The sequence below is a fragment of the Bradyrhizobium sp. McL0615 genome (assembly GCF_049993905.1).
In the GTDB taxonomy this organism is placed as follows: domain Bacteria; phylum Pseudomonadota; class Alphaproteobacteria; order Rhizobiales; family Xanthobacteraceae; genus Bradyrhizobium.
The window spans coordinates 4,265,521-4,280,342 of the sequence record NZ_CP188254.1 but is presented as its reverse complement, the minus strand read 5'-3'; the positions used below and the strand labels follow the sequence as shown (position 1 = coordinate 4,280,342).

The following is a 14,822-nucleotide window of genomic DNA, read 5'->3' as shown; positions in this document are numbered from 1 at the left end:
CATCTTTCAAGAGTAGCACTGCGCATGCTAGTGCTCCCGGTGGGCGGGCAGCGTGAAGTGAAAAATGGCACCTCGGGGCAGATTGGCGGTCACCCACAACCGCCCCCCATGGGCCTCGATGATCGACCGGCAAATCGACAGCCCCATCCCCATCCCGTGCAGCTTGGTCGTAAACTGCGGTTTGAATATCAGATCGATAGCGCTCCGCTCGACACCCTTCCCCACGTCTTCCACCGACACCATCAGACTGCCGGAGTCGTAGACTTTAGACCTTAAGGAAAGTACCCGGTCCCCATCTTCAGTGGCCATTGAATCGATCGCGTTCGTGATCAAATTCACGAGCACCTGCTGCAGCTGAACCTGGTTGCCCTCTATCGGTGGGAGCGATTGGTTGTAGTCGGTTTGAACCGCTACCCGATGCGTCTGCAGGTCGTTGCGCACGAGCGCCAGAGCTTCGCGGATCAGATTGTTGACGTCGAGCGAAGTCCGGGTTCGTGCTTCCGTCTTGAAGAGCGTCCGAATATTCTCGATCACCTCGCCCGTACGGTGCCCGTTGTTCACGATTTGCTGTAATGCGGCTTTGGCCTCATCGATGTTGGGCGTCGCGCGATCAAGCCAGCGCAGGCTCGCACTGGCGTCCATAGTCATCGCCGACAATGGCTGCTTGATCTCGTGCGCAACGGTGGCTGCGACCGCGTCCCCCGTCAGCAGACGCACCTCGCGCTCGCGGCGTTGGGCAAGGACTGCGCGCAGCAGTTCACCGTATAGCATCGTCACTTCTTTCACCAGGATGAGCAGCACAAGGCTGCCGGAAAGCACGCCGTAAACTCGCCCGGCATACCAGCCGACGCTAAAGCGGTACGGGATAGGAAAGGCGGTTAGGGCGATCTCGATGATGTATGCGAACAAGACCAACATCAGCCAGAGATCGAGCACCGAGCGGTGCCGCAGCCATAGCAAGACAAGCGCGACGACGAATAATGCCGCCATCGGTCCGATCGCGTAGTACCAGAGATAGGAAACCTCCGCCGTGTCGAGCATAATGCGCGGGAGGAGCGCATGGCCCGCTGTAACGAAAACTGTTGCGCAACAGACGAGCGCAGTAACTGATCCGACAGTCGTAAGGACCCTCGCACGAATGGATCGTGGCGACAGCCACTCCATCGGATCGGCATCCTTCAGCAGTGTATAGACGATCGCGAACAGGGCGAAGCCCACGTGCGACAGGACATAGAGCCAAACCGTACTCTGGAGGCCGCCGCCAAGGCCGCCCTCCGGCGCCAATACGCCTGGAAATGTGAGCGTCCAAGGAATTGCGATGAGCGCCGTCAGGAAATAGCCACTCGCCAGTGCGAGGAGCGCATGCGAGCGTAGGACGGAAAACTGCGCGAAGAGCAGGGCTGCGGTGATAGAGTCGACGACGAAAATCGCAGTGCCGTAGGCGGGTATAAAGGCGTCAACCGGCCTCAGTGGCAGGCCCGAGAGCGGGCCTGCCACTATGACAAAGACAGCGAGCAGCACTAGCACAACGCCAAGCGCGAACCGCCTTTGAGCGACGCTGGGCGAAAGATTCGAGAGTACAAACTCATGCGCCCGTAATCCGGCCGCTGACCTTTCCACGAACATATTCGCCTCACGTCGAAAGCCCGCGATGGGCGGCAATTTCGAGTTCGCCGGCCTCTAATTCGAAATCAGACTTGCAGAATGTGGTGCCTTTCCTAGCCACCATTTGCCCGACGAGATCGTCCGATCTCACTAGCCCGAAGTCGCAGGGCGCCTCGACCACAGTCTAATGCTAGCGATCACCTTCGCCAAGGCCGGCACGACGCGAGTGCAATTGAGCAATATGGACGTCTCTCTGACCTAACCCCGCCGAAAGATGCGCAGCCCGCTAATGAAGTTGAGTGGAAGAGGCCCCGGATGTGCACGGGGAAAGGACACGAGAGCTTCACTCGGGGCCCGCTCGCGCCGGAGGTGGGCTAACTTTGGTCTCTCAGGAGGTTGTCCATCTGGTCTGAACCGAGGAAGCTGAGGTTGCGAAGCTTCAGTGTTCCACGGAGAGACCAGATGAACGTCCACATGAATGCGCCTTTGACGCCCAAAGGTCGAGAGGCGATGGTGCGAGGCGTGGTCGAGGGCGGGCTGAGCCAGGCTGACGCGGCAAATCAGTTCAACACGACGCCGAAAACGGTGGCCAAGTGGGTCAAGCGGTTCCGCGCAGAAGGCGTGGATGGTTTGCGCGATCGCTCGTCGCGACCTCACTCATCGCCGAGCCAAACCCCACCAGCCACGTGCACCGCCGTCGAGGCGTTGCGCCGGCAGCGCCAAACCGGCAAGCAGATCGCAGCCGAGGTCGACGTGTCACCGGCCACCGTCAGCCGCATCCTTCGCCGCTTGGGATTAAGCCGGATGCGGGATCTGGAGCCCGCCGAGCCGGTGCGCCGGTATGAGCGCGAGCAGCCCGGCGAGCTCATCCATATCGACATCAAGAAGCTCGGCAGGTTCGTCAGACCAGGCCACCGCATCACACACGACCGCCAGAAGGGCGAAAGCCGCGGCGCCGGCCACGAGTTCGTCCATGTCGCCATCGACGATGCATCGCGCCTGGCCTTCTCCCAGATCCGGCGGGATCAGAAAAAGGAGAGCGCCATCGCCTTCCTCAACGAGGCCGTCACTTACTACCGCAGCCTCCGCATGAAGGTCACCGGCATCATGACCGACAACGGCTCCTGCTATCGTGCCAAGGCCTTCGCCAGAGTGTGCAGGAAGCTCGGCCTCCAGCACATCTTCACCAGACCCTACAGACCGCAAACAAACGGCAAGGCCGAACGCTTCATCCAGACAGTGTTGCGCGAATGGGCCTATGCGCGCGCCTACGACACTTCAGACCAGCGCGCCGAAAACCTGCCAATCTGGCTTCATCACTACAACTGGCATCGCCCGCACGGCAGCCTACAGGCCAAACCACCCATCAGCCGCCTCGGCCTCCAGAAGGACGACCTGTTGAGATTCCACAGCTAACCAGGCGCGAGTCGTTAGCTAGCTCAACCGCAAATGCGGATATCGTTTCTAAGTGTGATGGCCGACACAATCCGGCCGATCACTGCGCCTAGGATCGGCTGTTCGGTACGGGAATTGGTGGGGTTGCTGCCGCGGTTGGCCGAGCGGAGGTCCAGTGAATTGCTGCTCCAGGAACCGCCCGCTCCTGCCTACGCCCGCGCAACCCTCTGTAGCGCCCAGAAACACCGCCGATGATCAGCGTCAGTCCCGGTTGCGGCGACAACGGCGGTCGCGAGCAGCTTCAGAATGCCGCGAACCAGCCGTTGCCGATGTGGTACGGCAGCGACATCGAGGTGTAGCGACTCTTGGCCCGACCTTTTTTTGAGTTGGCTCACCGAGGCGATGCCGCGCACATGATGCAGACGGACCACCGGTGCTGTCTCTGCAGTTGATGCGATTCAGTCACCCTGGGCCTCCGGGCGCCACTAGACGGACCTTACTTCGCCGCCGTCGATCCGCAGTTTGGCGCCCGTCATCCACTGGGCGGCGGGAGAAACCAGAACCACGCCATATTTCGCTTTGCGCCGCCGGCCCTCGATCAGCAGATGGCGGTAAATTCGTCAGTTCCGCTGGGCGGTCCAGTACCCTGAGCAACGCGCGCTTCCCGAATAGCCCCTCCACGTCCCGCGACCGGAATTGATCGAGAGCCGACCTGTGCCGGACGCATATTTGTCCGGAACGGTCACCGAGGCGCTGACGGCGCCCGAGCGCGCCACGTGGCCCCTGAACTTCACGAGGTTGGGATGCGTGACGACGCCGTCAGTGATGCTGACGGAGAAATTATAGGTCGGGTCGCATGCACCTCGCTGCGTCACGAAGAGAAGGTCCCAAGACCCATCATACGCGGAGCGGGCTTGTGCGACCGATACGAAGGGGACAAGACAACTCGCGGCTATCGCGGAAGTGAAGAGGCTTTTCATTGTGAGCTCCTTTTGTTTTCGTCATTCGCTTCGTCGGGCCCTGAAAGGGGCGGCCGGCCCTCGGGAGGGGAAAGGACCGGCCGCGGGGAAGCCCGGCGAGGGACAAGGGGGAGACATGTGCCGGGGGCCCAAGCTGCCTTTCAGCAAATCGTGACAGATGCGGATGCACCATGTTTGGCGAACCATTTTGGGCTCGGCCCGCGCATGTAATGACGCTCGGCCGATACGGATCATAGGCCATCGCGATGAGCTTGCTCACTCTTCTCGCGACTTCGTTCACCCTTCGGCGAAGCGGCACTGTCGGCGATCGTATTGCGCGCATGCTGAATCAATGCGGCTTGCCAAGTACGAAGGTGAAAGGGACGACGAAGAGCTCATCGCCCAGGTCGTCGCTGACATGCAGGACCCAGTCACGCCAATCCTCGAGGCTGCGCTCGTTGGTGAAGGATTGCACGAGGTGGGTCGCATGACCGCGCGCCTCAGCGAGATCGTTCACTACGGTGCCCTGGTGATCGAGGAAAACTTTCTTCGTATTGGAGAAATGGAAATAGACCTGGGTCATGTTCGGCCTCCTTCAGTGGGACGACTGGCCTAGCCAGCCGCTGCATCTTCAGCTCTTGGGACCCGAAACCTGTGAGAACGACGCACCTTCCTTCGCTTCAAGACAACATGAGTTGCGCCGGCGGCGCGTTGCTCGGATTCAGTCAATGGGAAGGTAAGAAGGAAGGAAGACCCTTCGGCGGCGCAAGACGCATGAAAGCGGCCACCCAAACTGCTGGCCAACTCGCCGACGATCGTTAGCCCGCGACCGCGCACAACGAGATCAGATGCCGAGCCATTGTCAGAGACCGCGCACCTTACGACGTTACCTGCGAGCAGCAACTTCACTTTCGCTTCCGGACGTCTATCGTCGAATCGAGCATGTCGTGCCACATTGGTGAGCAGCTCGGATACGATCAACCCAAGCTTCCAGCAGCGTTCGCCCTCAAGCCGCAAATCATCCGCCGAACACAAGAGACGTATCCACAGCCGGTCCAGTCGGTATTTCGTGATGGAGATGCAAAGATGCTGGAGGTACCTTGCGGCGTCGGTCAGGTGCCCAGGATCCGACATGCGTAGTGCCTTGTGAACATCGGCGTAACCATGCAGGAGGTCTACAACATCGAGGAGCGCGGCCTTGACTGCCACGTCATCCGACTCCACCGCTTTGGCTGAAATCGTGCAGATATTGCTAGTGAGCTCGTTATTTACTCTGTGGTTCAACTCACGAAGAAGCAACGATCCATCGGGATCCGGTAACGGTGCAATGTGCTTTGTCATTTCGGGCTCCAACGATCTTTCTTTCTGGCAGCTGCCGCAGGACCAAGCAGAGAGCCCTATAGCTCCACGCCGCGGCGCTCTAATTCGGTCTCTATCGCGTCAAAGAGGATCTCGGCTGGCACCACTGCAAGGCTCGTCCAGAAGATGATCGCGGCGCGCGAGGCGATTAGGTATTCGGTCATGCGGAGGCTCCTCATAATGCGAGATGCCGGTTAGTCGCGTGAGAGATTGGAACGTGACACCGAGCAGGCAGCAGAACCCCGCTTCCTCTTGATGCTGCTTAGAATGCCAGAGGCGGCTTTGACTATCTTGTCCATTGCTGATGCATTTAGACGGTTGGTTTGGTTCAGGTTAGTCGAGAGCAGTAGTCGTCGTCGGTAACTTTGAGTTATTCGCGCGGGTTATGACCGGACAGGCTTGCGCCGGCAGCCGCTTCCAGAGGCGCGTCAGGCGTCGGCGATCAGTGAGGCGATGTCCTCAAGCGGACGCCGGCTGAAGTCCTTCGCGAGTTCGCCTATTATCTTACCTCTCAGATCGCGGTGGAAGTGCTTGCGCATCTCCCCCAGGGTCCTGGGGTCGGAGACAACGACCAGGTGTTTTATGGTCCCGTCCAGGCTGAGCTTGTTCAGGAACGCGGCCGTAGCTGCCGCGAAGTCGTCCTCGTCGAGCCGCTTGCCATCGGGGTTGGCAGAGCCGGTGTGATGGCGCGCACCCGGAGCCGCCGTGATCTCGACCAGATGCACCCCAGGTTTCACACCCGTATTCCGGAACAGGCGGACCGTCTCGCCGTCAGCGACTGCTACTGTCGTACCGGTAGGTAGAATCATCGAAAGACCTCCTGTTCACGATCCTGCATAAACACCGGCGGGCTATGATACTTGCATGCCAGGACTCTCCGGCACCTCTTCGATAAGCTCCTGACGCGAAGCTCCCCAGAGCAGGGCAGTCCCAACGACGGCCGTAAGAATCGACGCGGCGAACACGGCGATCTTGGCGGCCGAGAAGTCGGGAGCGCTTGGAAACGCCTGCCCGGCGATGAAGAGCGACATCGTGAAGCCGATGCCAGCGAGGGCTCCCGCCCCGGCCAACTGCCGCCACGTGTACTCTGCCGGCTTGACGGCTATGCCTGCGCGCACGGCCGCCGCAGCCGCAAGGAAGACGCCGAGCGGCTTTCCTATGGCGAGGCCAGCGACGATCGCGGCCATGAGCCAGCCATGCCCAACAAAGACGCCCGGATTAATCGCCACGCCCGCATTCGCCAGTGCGAAGATCGGGAGGACAGCGTAGCTCGACCGCGCGCCGGCGTGCCGCAGCAGCCGGTCGGCGGGCGATTCAAGTCTGTCGTAGATTGCGTCGAGCGCGTGCAGCGCCGGGGTGGAGGGGCCGTGCCTGAGAACCTCACCCTCGTGGCGGGCCTCGGAGGCGATGATGGTGCTGGCCTGCGTCATCAGGGCGGCCAGGTTGGCGGGCGGGCGCGTCGGAACGAACAGCGCCAGTACCACGCCAGCCAGCGTCGCGTGGAGGCCGCCCGCGTAGACGAACGCCCACAACGCGACGCCCAACAGGATGTAAGGCGAGAGAAGATAGACTCTCGACCGGCTCAGCAGCGCCAGCGCAACGACCACCGCCGCAGCCGCGGCCAGGTAGCCCGGATGGATATCGCCGGAGTAGAACACAGCGACGACGACGATCGCGCCGATGTCGTCGACGATGGCCGCCGCGGTGAGGAAGATGCGCAGCTCGACGGGAACGCGGGCGCCCATCACGGCGATCAAGGCAATCGCGAACGCAGTGTCGGTCGCCATCGGAACGCCCCACGCGCGCGACCACGGCCCCGTAGGGATGACCAGCGCATACAAAAGCGCCGGCACGACCATGCCGCCGAGCGCGGCGGCGATCGGAAGCGCGGCGGAGCGGCGGCTTGCGAGGTGGCCAACTGTCATCTCGCGCTTCACTTCCAATCCCACGACGAGGAAGAACACCGTCAGCAGGCCGTCGTTGACCCAATGAAGGAAGGACATCTGAAAGGCTGCGTCACCCAAGCTCACGCCGAACTCCTGGCGCCAGAGCGCCTCGAACGCCGGCCCGATCGGCGAGTTCGTCAAGACGATCGCCGCCACGGTCGCGAGGACCAGCAAAATGCCGGCGGACGGGCCCCAGCTCGCGAAGTCCAGGGCTGCCGAACGGACGCGATGGCCGAGCGTGCCAAGCATCGCATCGACGAGAGAACTCTCGTCCCAGGGCCCGTCGTAGCGCCGGTGGTTGATGTAGAAGGTAGGCGTGAATCTCACGCCGCTTGCGCGTGAGCTCGCGACGTCCGCCTCCACCCTCGCCCTCGCGCGCCGCACGGCGTCGCTGTCGCCGAGCGCGAAGTCGGCGTTCACGCCGAGGTCGGCGGCCACCGCGACGAGGTCGTCCTCTGTGAGCTGCATCGACCTCGTCATCAGCTTGATGTGCGCGGACCAGAACGCCTCGGGCGTCTGAGCCAGCTCAGCGAGCTCGGCAGCCCGAAACGAAAGGCTGTTGTCCGTGAGCGGCCTGTGGCGGAAGGCGTAGCAGACGCGGTCGCCAAGTTGGTCGCGTGCTTGTGCGATGCGCTCGTTGGCAGCCCTGCAGTGCGGGCAGGCGTAGCTGCCGTACTCGACGAGCGTGATCTCGGCATCGGCGGGGCCGAGCACGTGGTCCGTCTCGTGGTCGACCGGACGGTCGAGGCGGCCAGGCGGGATCATGAGCTGCATCGCTGAACCGGTCTCCAGGTGTTCGGGCCGGCTACGACGTCGGCGCAGCCGTCGCTGGGTTGATGGCGTGGAATACGCCGCCGTTGGGTGACGGCGTGTACGCGATCTCCGTGCCGACGATGCTGCTGGGGAGCCCAGCTGCTTGCACGCGCGGCAGGAAGAGGCGTACCAGCGTGCCGGCACCCCGCTCGCTCTCTATACAGACCGCGCCGTCTCGTCCTTCGGCGAAGCGCTGGACCTGGATGAGCCCGAGGCCGAGACCGATGCCGCTACCCGCGGGTTTTGTCGTGAAGTACGGGGTGAAGGCCTGCGAGAGGACCTCCGCGGGCATGCCCTCCCCGTCGTCGGCGACGACAATCTCGACGAACCCCCGCGCCGCGCCAGAGGAAGGTTCGATGTTCCGCGCCGCGACGGTGATCACGCCGCCGTCCGGCATAGCATCGGCCGAGTTTCGGCAGAGGTTCAGCAAAGCAAAGTACAGCTCTCCCGGGTCGGCATTGAAGGCCCATAAGTCAAGGGCGATCTCGGTGCGGACTGTGATGTCCGGACGCAACGCCCGGTCAAGCGTTCCCGCTATCGCAGCGAGGCGACTGCCTGCGACAAACCCGTCGATCGACTTGGGGCGCGGTCGCGCTGCGTCGAGGAGCTGCCGGCGGAGCAACGCACCTCGCGTGATCGCCTCCTGCATTTTGCCGACGATGGCCTTTCGGTATGCGGCGTCGCTCTGGCACTCGAGCAGCCGCAGGCCGCTGCCGATAACAGCGAGAAGGTTGTTGATGTCGTGGACCACGAACTGCGCCACGTCCCCGATCGCCCTCGTCCCCTCCAGCCCACGGGAGGAGAACACGCCGCGCGTGTCGGACCGTGGGGCGGTCCGGCACAGGACCCCGGAGATCTCGCCGTCGCGCCCGACGAGCGGGATCTCCACGCACCTGGACGCGATGAGGCCGCTGCCGTCATCGCGGACGCTCCGCACCCTCGCGCTGAATGCGCGCTGTACTCCAAGCGCGACGCCGGCGTTGTCCGCGAGCACGACGACATCCTCCAGCGGGAAGCTCTCGACCACACGAGGGAAGGAAACGTCGGGTGTCTCTTTGATCTGCATGTTGGACCTCCTGGCTTGCGAACGTTCAACGGAACGCCGACTCTGGCCCGTACACGAGGGCGGACGACGACAGCTCGAAGATTGACTTTATGACCGTCTAAAGGAAAATCACCTCTCGCCATGGAGTCGATAGCCGACCGTTATCGGAATGGCTGAGAGACGCTTGGCGCGCCGCGGCGGGAGTGCGGCGCTTCCCTCTGCTGTCTCAGGCTGCATGAGGGAAACGCGCATAGGCCTATCAAGTGCGCCAGTGAAAAAGGAATGATGTCGCGTTTTCTGCCGCGCCAGCTTCGCGGCTCCAGATTTTGTTGGTGGGGCTCATCGTCTCCATGACTTAGCTCAAATCTCCATCCGTCTTATGCTCAACGACTGGCCTTCCCACACTCCTCGACTCAAGTGCCCCATGCCCATCCGATCCAGCGCCGTCGCCCAACGGCCCTGAAGAGGGGCGGCCGGTCCCCGGGGGGAAGGACCGGCCGCGGGCGAACGACGGCGAAGGGGGGATCGCCGCGCGCCGAGCACTTGGGAAGCTGTCCGCCTCCGTGAGGTAAATTGGTATCCGACGAGAAACATCGGTGCGAGTGAAGCAATCCAAATCTCAGCAAATCGTACCAAATGCGTATGCCACTGGATCGACCACGTTCGCTATGAGAGGTTGCCTGCGAGCAGCCTAACAGAAGGCGACGTCGCTGATGTCGATGGAGACCGGCAGCCTTCGGCTGCGGCGCGCCTATTGGTCGCGGACATGGCCCGCCTGCCTGACACCGCACGACAATTTCAAGATCTTTGGTGATGTCGGCCTGTACGCGACGCTCGCGCTGATCTCAATTGCCGCAGGTGCGGGCGCGTCAGAGTCAGCGGCCACAAAGCAGATCGGCAGGACGGAAGAGGAGAGCAGTTCAAGGGTCGACCATATAGAGCGCACCCGCCAGCAAAAGGCCAACCCAAGCGACCATCTTCCAAAAATCGACGCCATGATACATTGCGCTCTAAGTTGGCGAGCTGGCCGATATTTTACCTAAGCTCCGCTGTCATCCTTTTTACCGAACACGCAGCGCCATGCCGCAAGGCGCTCGGTCGGATGCTGATTCATCCAGTCGGCGAGCTGCGGTGCGCCGATCAGGCAGGACTGCATCGAGACGTCAGCGAAGTCTGAGATGGTGACGGTCTGCTCGTGGCAATTTGCCGGTGAAGACAAACTGCAGAGCACAGCGATGACCGCGATCATGATAGGTCCCCCTCGCCGCGATGGACGTCTGCGCCGATGCGCATATCGCTTGCGGATGCCTTGTCCCGCTGCTCGCGGACGGGATCAGACGGCGGAAAGACGCTATCGTATATCGCTCGGGCTTCTCGAATAAGGCGAGTTCGCGCCCGCTCGGACTTTGGGACAAATCGAATAACCTCACACATGTTTTCACTTCCATTGTCACGGTAGGTCCGTCGGCGTCGACTTCGAAGCCCCGCGCAGGTAGCAACAAGGGGATAAAAAACTCGTGACGGGGCCGAATGTTGTAAGGCAGCTTCGGTTAGTTCGGTCGAGTCAGCACGCCATGGCGCTGCTCTCCACGCCGCGGTCGGAACGGTCCGCGTAGGTGTAGAGCGGACGGGCGGTTCCCTCGACCACTTCGCGCGAGATCACAACTTCTTCGACGCCTTCCAGACCCGGAAGATCGAACATGGTCTCGAGCAGGATGCTTTCGAGGATCGAACGCAGTCCGCGCGCGCCGGTCTTGCGCTCGATCGCCTTGCGGGCGACCGCGCCAAGCGCCTCGTCGGCGAAGGTGAGCTCGATGTTCTCCATTTCGAACAGCCGCTGGTACTGCTTGACCAGCGCGTTCTTCGGATCGGTCAGGATCTTCGTCAGCGAAGCCTCGTCCAGATCTTCCAGCGTCGCGACCACCGGCAAGCGGCCGACGAATTCCGGGATCAGCAACAGATCTTCCGGCTCGACGTGGCGGAAGATTTCGCCGGTGCGGCGATCTTCCGGCGCCAGAACCTGCGCTGCGAAGCCGATCGAGGTCGAACGTCCGCGCGCGGAGATGATCTTCTCGAGGCCGGAGAACGCGCCGCCGCAGATGAAGAGGATGTTGGTGGTGTCGACCTGCAGGAACTCCTGCTGCGGATGCTTGCGGCCGCCCTGCGGAGGCACGGAGGCAACGGTGCCTTCCATGATCTTCAGCAGCGCCTGCTGCACGCCCTCGCCCGACACGTCGCGGGTGATCGACGGATTGTCCGACTTGCGGCTGATCTTGTCGATTTCGTCGATATAGACGATGCCGCGCTGCGCGCGCTCGACATTGTAGTCGGCCGACTGCAACAGCTTCAGGATGATGTTCTCGACGTCCTCGCCGACGTAGCCGGCTTCGGTCAGCGTCGTCGCATCCGCCATCGTGAACGGCACGTCGAGAATCCGCGCCAGCGTCTGCGCGAGCAGCGTCTTGCCCGAGCCGGTCGGACCGATCAGCAGGATGTTGGACTTCGCCAGTTCGACGTCGTTGTGCTTGGTCTGGTGATTGAGCCGCTTGTAGTGATTGTGGACGGCGACCGAGAGCACCTTCTTGGCATGGCTCTGGCCGATCACGTAGTCGTCCAGCACCTTGCAGATTTCCTTCGGCGTCGGAATGCCGTCGCGCGACTTCACCAGCGAGGACTTGCTCTCCTCACGGATGATGTCCATGCAGAGTTCACCGCATTCGTCGCGGATGAAGACGGTCGGCCCCGCGACCAGCTTGCCGAGTGTATTGTTGGAGAGTGACTGAACTGTCATGGCGGCCTCAAACCACATCCAGGGGGTTATGAGCGGGAAGCTGATCATTTGCGGACCTTGTGCATTGTCAGAGAATAGTGAGTGTCAGCTGCCGCATTTCGTGGCCAACAAGTCTTTGAAAGCGTCAATCACGGAATCGATCGCAGTTACCAGCCGCGCGCCGTCGACGCGGCCAGCAGCGGCTTGCTGCCGCATCACGGACTCATAAAATGAGGCGGCGTAGGCGCGACAAGTCTTCTCGTTGTCGGCCGCATTATCGGGCTTGCTGTGTACAGTCGCCGAGACCGCGCGAGCGGTGTTAACATCCTTGTTTAACGTGGACTCCGCCGCAAGCCCGGGAATTGTAGATGCATTGATCAGAGCAGAAGCGATGAGAACAGTGATTCTCCTCATGAACGGACTCCGGAACGTGAGTTGCTGCGAGGAGACTTACATTTCTGCCGGTCTATCTTCTATTGCACGTGGGTTGTTCAGGATACGTCCGTAGTTGCGCGCCACATAAACCTTGGCTTAGAAAAGGCGAGTGACGGTTTCGAATGCCGGCGGAGGGGCCGCCGCCCTCGCCCTAAAAACTCACGAACAACGCCAGGATTGTAGCCAGCCAAATGCGGATCGCGAAGCTCCAGGAGCTGACGGGAATGTTCGCTACAGTGAAGGGCTGATCTGCCATTGTCGCGACCACGGTAATGCCTCTCCAGAATTTCCCGGTGCTTCGCCAGTTGCGCTCAATTCTCGTGAGCCGACATAGCGACTGAGGCGACGAAACAGTAGCCGCGTCCGGGGATGTTGACAATGAAGCGATTCCTATCCTGACCGTCACGCAACGCGCGACGCAGCGCTGACATATGAACCGTGAGGTTGGCGGGCTCAACGAAAACATTGGGCCAAACGCGAGCCATCAAATCCTGCTTGCTGACCAACTCTCCGTGGCGTTCAAGCAAAGCAATCAGGATTTCCAGAGCGCGACTTCCGAGAGGCACGGGCTTGTCGCCTTCCAGCAAAAGGAACTGCGCTCGAAGCAGGCGAAACGGTCCGAACGAAACTTCTGTTGGCGTTGCGCCGGCTGGTTTGGTTCGTTTCTCGAAGAGTGGCCTGGCCGCATCCGGACGCTGAACGGCGCGTCCGACGTCAAGCTCCGGTTCGAGATGAAATTGCTCCAAGCGTCCGAACGCTGCAGTCGATCGCATAATGACCTCGCTTGCTTTGACAGGGCTAATCCCCGCAAAGATGCTAGTGACCCGCAATATGACGATCTGCAGTGCTGCGAGCTATTCCACGTGGGTGGCGCGCAATGACAGATTTGGTTGCGTTGCCTAAACCTAGATTTACAAGCCGGGGAGATGGCTTCAATCGGGCGGCAGATTGTAAGTGCTATGGCGGGATCAAGTCAGGGGGTGCCGCAGATTAGATCATTTCGCGATGGCAGTGCTTGGCACAGTAGTCACCCAGGAGGAAAAGCTTGAGGCTAGCGCGCATCTGCGCGGCACTTCGTGATCAATAAATCGGCGTACAATTAGCTGTACCCGGATTCGGTAGTGCGAACCTCCCGCGAGCCGACAGTTGCAAGAAAAAGTCCGCGGCGTAACGCCCGCCGGCCTCTCTCTTCGTTTGCTTTGGAGATTGCGCAACTGCTTCCGGCCGCGCGAATAGCGCAAAAGCGCACACCTTAAGAGCGTTGCGGCGTGTCAGGCACCAGCTTGAGCTTGCCAGCCATCCGGCCGAGTTCTGGAAGCGAACCGGCCTGCATCTTGTGCATCGCCCTGCTGCGATGCACCTTCACCGTGGCTTCGGCGATGCCGATATCGTGGGCAATCTGTTTGCTCAGGCGGCCGCGCGCCACCTGAATTACGATCTCGCGCTCCCGGGGGCTTAGGGAGGCGAAACGCTGCCTAAGGGAGACCAAGTCCTTGTCATTCTCCCGCCGCGCACGATCGCGGGCCAAGCCAAGCTGAATGGCATCGAGAAGATCCTGGTCGCGGAACGGCTTGGTCAGGAACTCAATCGCCCCCCCCTTCATTGCCTGCACAGACATCGGTATGTCGCCGTGGCCCGTGACGAAGATGATCGGGATCTCCCTGTTTGCCGCAGCTAGCTCGCGCTGGAAATCGAGGCCGCTTTGGCCGGGCAATCTGATATCGAGCACAAGACAGGTGGGGCAATCCGGCGGATCGGATTTGAGGAAGTCGGAAATGGAGGCAAATAGCTGAACGTTAATGCCGAGCGATCGCAGCAGGCGCCCGACCGACGCGCGGAGATCCGGATCGTCGTCGATGACCAACACGGTGGAGGTTGCGTCAGACATCGCTGCCACTCGGAAGAGATCGCGAAAATCAGCTAGCATCTTGGTTTGCAGGTCCGGCAGACCGCGCATTTCTAATCCCAATCCTGGAACCTGAACAGCCCCTTTTTTTCTGAAGGATGCGCGCCGGTACACCAAAGCTTGCGCGCGCAGACATAGCTCGCTCCCCTCCCGACGCTCGGGTCGACTTTCGGCTGAAGTCCGATCTCTGGTCGGCCCGATAGCGGCTGAGGGAAGCTGCCCATCAGATCATGAATGCCACTCGTATTCAGCGCTCGGCGGATTGAGCCAATGCTTTGGCTGCATCGTCGAGCGAAGCCTTCTCGGCTCGCCGCTCGTAGTCGTCGGCAAGAGCCTTAAGCTGAGCCGCAATCGCTTGGTCCGTCATGGTTTTGGTCGCGCGAAGCAAGGTCTGCGCTGTCTTCAAATATTCCTTGCCTCGTTGAGAGATCTGAAGAGTCATGACGCCCTCGCGCGGTTTTCGGGCGACTGGTCGAAAGCGATTTGGAACCAGCCCATCCAATTGTGGTCACTTTGGCGGCGCGCCTTGAAGCAATCGACGCACTTCCTGGAGCAAAGCTGCGTTCGCCACGAATAATGCCGGACGAGA

At 61.3% G+C, this 14,822-nt stretch carries 17 protein-coding genes; 2 read left to right on the top strand and 15 right to left on the bottom strand.

Going from position 1 to position 14,822, the window contains the following annotated elements:
• Positions 1 to 27 precede the first annotated feature (27 nt).
• Positions 28 to 1,521: an MASE4 domain-containing protein gene (locus ACPPVP_RS20070; protein WP_426537348.1), complete on the bottom strand. Its 1,494-nt coding sequence runs from the start codon at positions 1,519 to 1,521 to the stop codon at positions 28 to 30.
• 546 nt (positions 1,522 to 2,067) lie between these two features.
• Here ACPPVP_RS20070 and ACPPVP_RS20065 point away from each other — a divergent pair.
• The gene (locus tag ACPPVP_RS20065) at positions 2,068 to 3,021 is read left to right on the top strand and encodes an IS481 family transposase (RefSeq protein WP_426528305.1); all 954 of its coding nucleotides are present in this window, start codon (positions 2,068 to 2,070) and stop codon (positions 3,019 to 3,021) included.
• Positions 3,022 to 3,620: 599 nt separating this feature from the next.
• On the opposite strand, the gene ACPPVP_RS20060 is transcribed toward ACPPVP_RS20065, so the two are convergent.
• The 7 genes from ACPPVP_RS20060 to ACPPVP_RS20030 form a co-directional block, all read right to left on the bottom strand.
• The gene (locus ACPPVP_RS20060) at positions 3,621 to 3,875 is read right to left on the bottom strand and encodes a hypothetical protein (protein WP_426537346.1); all 255 of its coding nucleotides are present in this window, start codon (positions 3,873 to 3,875) and stop codon (positions 3,621 to 3,623) included.
• Positions 3,876 to 4,308: 433 nt separating this feature from the next.
• Positions 4,309 to 4,542 carry a DUF6894 family protein gene (locus ACPPVP_RS20055; RefSeq protein ID WP_426537344.1) on the bottom strand — a complete coding sequence of 78 codons (234 nt, stop codon included), beginning with the start codon at positions 4,540 to 4,542 and terminating at the stop codon, positions 4,309 to 4,311.
• Between the two features lie 29 nt (positions 4,543 to 4,571).
• Positions 4,572 to 5,300: an ATP-binding protein gene (locus ACPPVP_RS20050; RefSeq protein WP_426537342.1), complete on the bottom strand. Its 729-nt coding sequence runs from the start codon at positions 5,298 to 5,300 to the stop codon at positions 4,572 to 4,574.
• A gap of 56 nt (positions 5,301 to 5,356) precedes the next feature.
• Positions 5,357 to 5,482 (bottom strand): hypothetical protein, encoded by a 126-nt coding sequence (locus ACPPVP_RS20045; protein WP_426537340.1) that lies wholly within the window; start codon positions 5,480 to 5,482, stop codon positions 5,357 to 5,359.
• 264 nt (positions 5,483 to 5,746) lie between these two features.
• Positions 5,747 to 6,127 (bottom strand): host attachment protein, encoded by a 381-nt coding sequence (locus ACPPVP_RS20040; RefSeq protein WP_426537338.1) that lies wholly within the window; start codon positions 6,125 to 6,127, stop codon positions 5,747 to 5,749.
• A gap of 42 nt (positions 6,128 to 6,169) precedes the next feature.
• Positions 6,170 to 8,038 carry a Na+/H+ antiporter NhaA gene (gene nhaA / locus ACPPVP_RS20035; RefSeq protein WP_426537336.1) on the bottom strand — a complete coding sequence of 623 codons (1,869 nt, stop codon included), beginning with the start codon at positions 8,036 to 8,038 and terminating at the stop codon, positions 6,170 to 6,172.
• A gap of 31 nt (positions 8,039 to 8,069) precedes the next feature.
• Positions 8,070 to 9,143, bottom strand: a complete 1,074-nt coding sequence (locus ACPPVP_RS20030) for an ATP-binding protein (protein ID WP_426537334.1) — start codon at positions 9,141 to 9,143, stop codon at positions 8,070 to 8,072.
• 692 nt (positions 9,144 to 9,835) lie between these two features.
• On the opposite strand from ACPPVP_RS20030, the gene ACPPVP_RS20025 reads away from it, so the two are divergent.
• Positions 9,836 to 10,165, top strand: coding sequence for a hypothetical protein (locus ACPPVP_RS20025; protein WP_426537332.1), 330 nt, complete (start codon positions 9,836 to 9,838; stop codon positions 10,163 to 10,165).
• On the opposite strand, the gene ACPPVP_RS20020 is transcribed toward ACPPVP_RS20025, so the two are convergent.
• The 7 genes from ACPPVP_RS20020 to ACPPVP_RS19990 all read right to left on the bottom strand — a co-directional run bounded on the left by ACPPVP_RS20020 (position 10,162) and on the right by ACPPVP_RS19990 (position 14,675).
• Positions 10,162 to 10,371, bottom strand: coding sequence for a hypothetical protein (locus tag ACPPVP_RS20020; RefSeq protein WP_426537330.1), 210 nt, complete (start codon positions 10,369 to 10,371; stop codon positions 10,162 to 10,164). The genes ACPPVP_RS20025 and ACPPVP_RS20020 overlap by 4 nt on opposite strands.
• Positions 10,368 to 10,556 (bottom strand): hypothetical protein, encoded by a 189-nt coding sequence (locus ACPPVP_RS20015; protein ID WP_426537328.1) that lies wholly within the window; start codon positions 10,554 to 10,556, stop codon positions 10,368 to 10,370. Before ACPPVP_RS20015 ends, ACPPVP_RS20020 begins: the two co-directional genes overlap by 4 nt.
• Positions 10,557 to 10,686: 130 nt before the next feature.
• Positions 10,687 to 11,913 (bottom strand): ATP-dependent Clp protease ATP-binding subunit ClpX, encoded by a 1,227-nt coding sequence (gene clpX, locus ACPPVP_RS20010; protein WP_426537326.1) that lies wholly within the window; start codon positions 11,911 to 11,913, stop codon positions 10,687 to 10,689.
• 84 nt (positions 11,914 to 11,997) lie between these two features.
• On the bottom strand, positions 11,998 to 12,306 hold the full coding sequence (locus ACPPVP_RS20005) for a hypothetical protein (RefSeq protein ID WP_426537324.1): 309 nt from the start codon (positions 12,304 to 12,306) through the stop codon (positions 11,998 to 12,000).
• Between the two features lie 332 nt (positions 12,307 to 12,638).
• Positions 12,639 to 13,100: a winged helix-turn-helix domain-containing protein gene (locus ACPPVP_RS20000; protein ID WP_426537322.1), complete on the bottom strand. Its 462-nt coding sequence runs from the start codon at positions 13,098 to 13,100 to the stop codon at positions 12,639 to 12,641.
• Between the two features lie 479 nt (positions 13,101 to 13,579).
• Positions 13,580 to 14,215 carry a response regulator transcription factor gene (locus ACPPVP_RS19995; protein ID WP_426537957.1) on the bottom strand — a complete coding sequence of 212 codons (636 nt, stop codon included), beginning with the start codon at positions 14,213 to 14,215 and terminating at the stop codon, positions 13,580 to 13,582.
• A 265-nt stretch (positions 14,216 to 14,480) separates the two neighbouring features.
• The gene (locus ACPPVP_RS19990; protein WP_426537320.1) at positions 14,481 to 14,675 is read right to left on the bottom strand and encodes a hypothetical protein; all 195 of its coding nucleotides are present in this window, start codon (positions 14,673 to 14,675) and stop codon (positions 14,481 to 14,483) included.
• Positions 14,676 to 14,822: the final 147 nt, after the last annotated feature.

What these genes read in the sequence shown, in the direction of transcription:
- ACPPVP_RS20040 (WP_426537338.1), bottom strand. Translation starts at nt 6,127, where the DNA reads ATGATTCTACCTACCGGTACGACAGTAGCAGTCGCTGACGGCGAGACG.
- ACPPVP_RS20065 (WP_426528305.1), top strand. Translation starts at nt 2,068, where the DNA reads ATGAACGTCCACATGAATGCGCCTTTGACGCCCAAAGGTCGAGAGGCG.
- ACPPVP_RS20045 (WP_426537340.1), bottom strand. Translation starts at nt 5,482, where the DNA reads ATGACCGAATACCTAATCGCCTCGCGCGCCGCGATCATCTTCTGGACG.
- ACPPVP_RS20005 (WP_426537324.1), bottom strand. Translation starts at nt 12,306, where the DNA reads ATGAGGAGAATCACTGTTCTCATCGCTTCTGCTCTGATCAATGCATCT.
- ACPPVP_RS20020 (WP_426537330.1), bottom strand. Translation starts at nt 10,371, where the DNA reads ATGATCGCGGTCATCGCTGTGCTCTGCAGTTTGTCTTCACCGGCAAAT.
- ACPPVP_RS20000 (WP_426537322.1), bottom strand. Translation starts at nt 13,100, where the DNA reads ATGCGATCGACTGCAGCGTTCGGACGCTTGGAGCAATTTCATCTCGAA.
- ACPPVP_RS20050 (WP_426537342.1), bottom strand. Translation starts at nt 5,300, where the DNA reads ATGACAAAGCACATTGCACCGTTACCGGATCCCGATGGATCGTTGCTT.
- ACPPVP_RS20055 (WP_426537344.1), bottom strand. Translation starts at nt 4,542, where the DNA reads ATGACCCAGGTCTATTTCCATTTCTCCAATACGAAGAAAGTTTTCCTC.
- ACPPVP_RS20025 (WP_426537332.1), top strand. Translation starts at nt 9,836, where the DNA reads ATGTCGATGGAGACCGGCAGCCTTCGGCTGCGGCGCGCCTATTGGTCG.
- nhaA (WP_426537336.1), bottom strand. Translation starts at nt 8,038, where the DNA reads ATGCAGCTCATGATCCCGCCTGGCCGCCTCGACCGTCCGGTCGACCAC.
- ACPPVP_RS19995 (WP_426537957.1), bottom strand. Translation starts at nt 14,215, where the DNA reads ATGTCTGACGCAACCTCCACCGTGTTGGTCATCGACGACGATCCGGAT.
- ACPPVP_RS19990 (WP_426537320.1), bottom strand. Translation starts at nt 14,675, where the DNA reads ATGACTCTTCAGATCTCTCAACGAGGCAAGGAATATTTGAAGACAGCG.
- clpX (WP_426537326.1), bottom strand. Translation starts at nt 11,913, where the DNA reads ATGACAGTTCAGTCACTCTCCAACAATACACTCGGCAAGCTGGTCGCG.
- ACPPVP_RS20030 (WP_426537334.1), bottom strand. Translation starts at nt 9,143, where the DNA reads ATGCAGATCAAAGAGACACCCGACGTTTCCTTCCCTCGTGTGGTCGAG.
- ACPPVP_RS20015 (WP_426537328.1), bottom strand. Translation starts at nt 10,556, where the DNA reads ATGTGTGAGGTTATTCGATTTGTCCCAAAGTCCGAGCGGGCGCGAACT.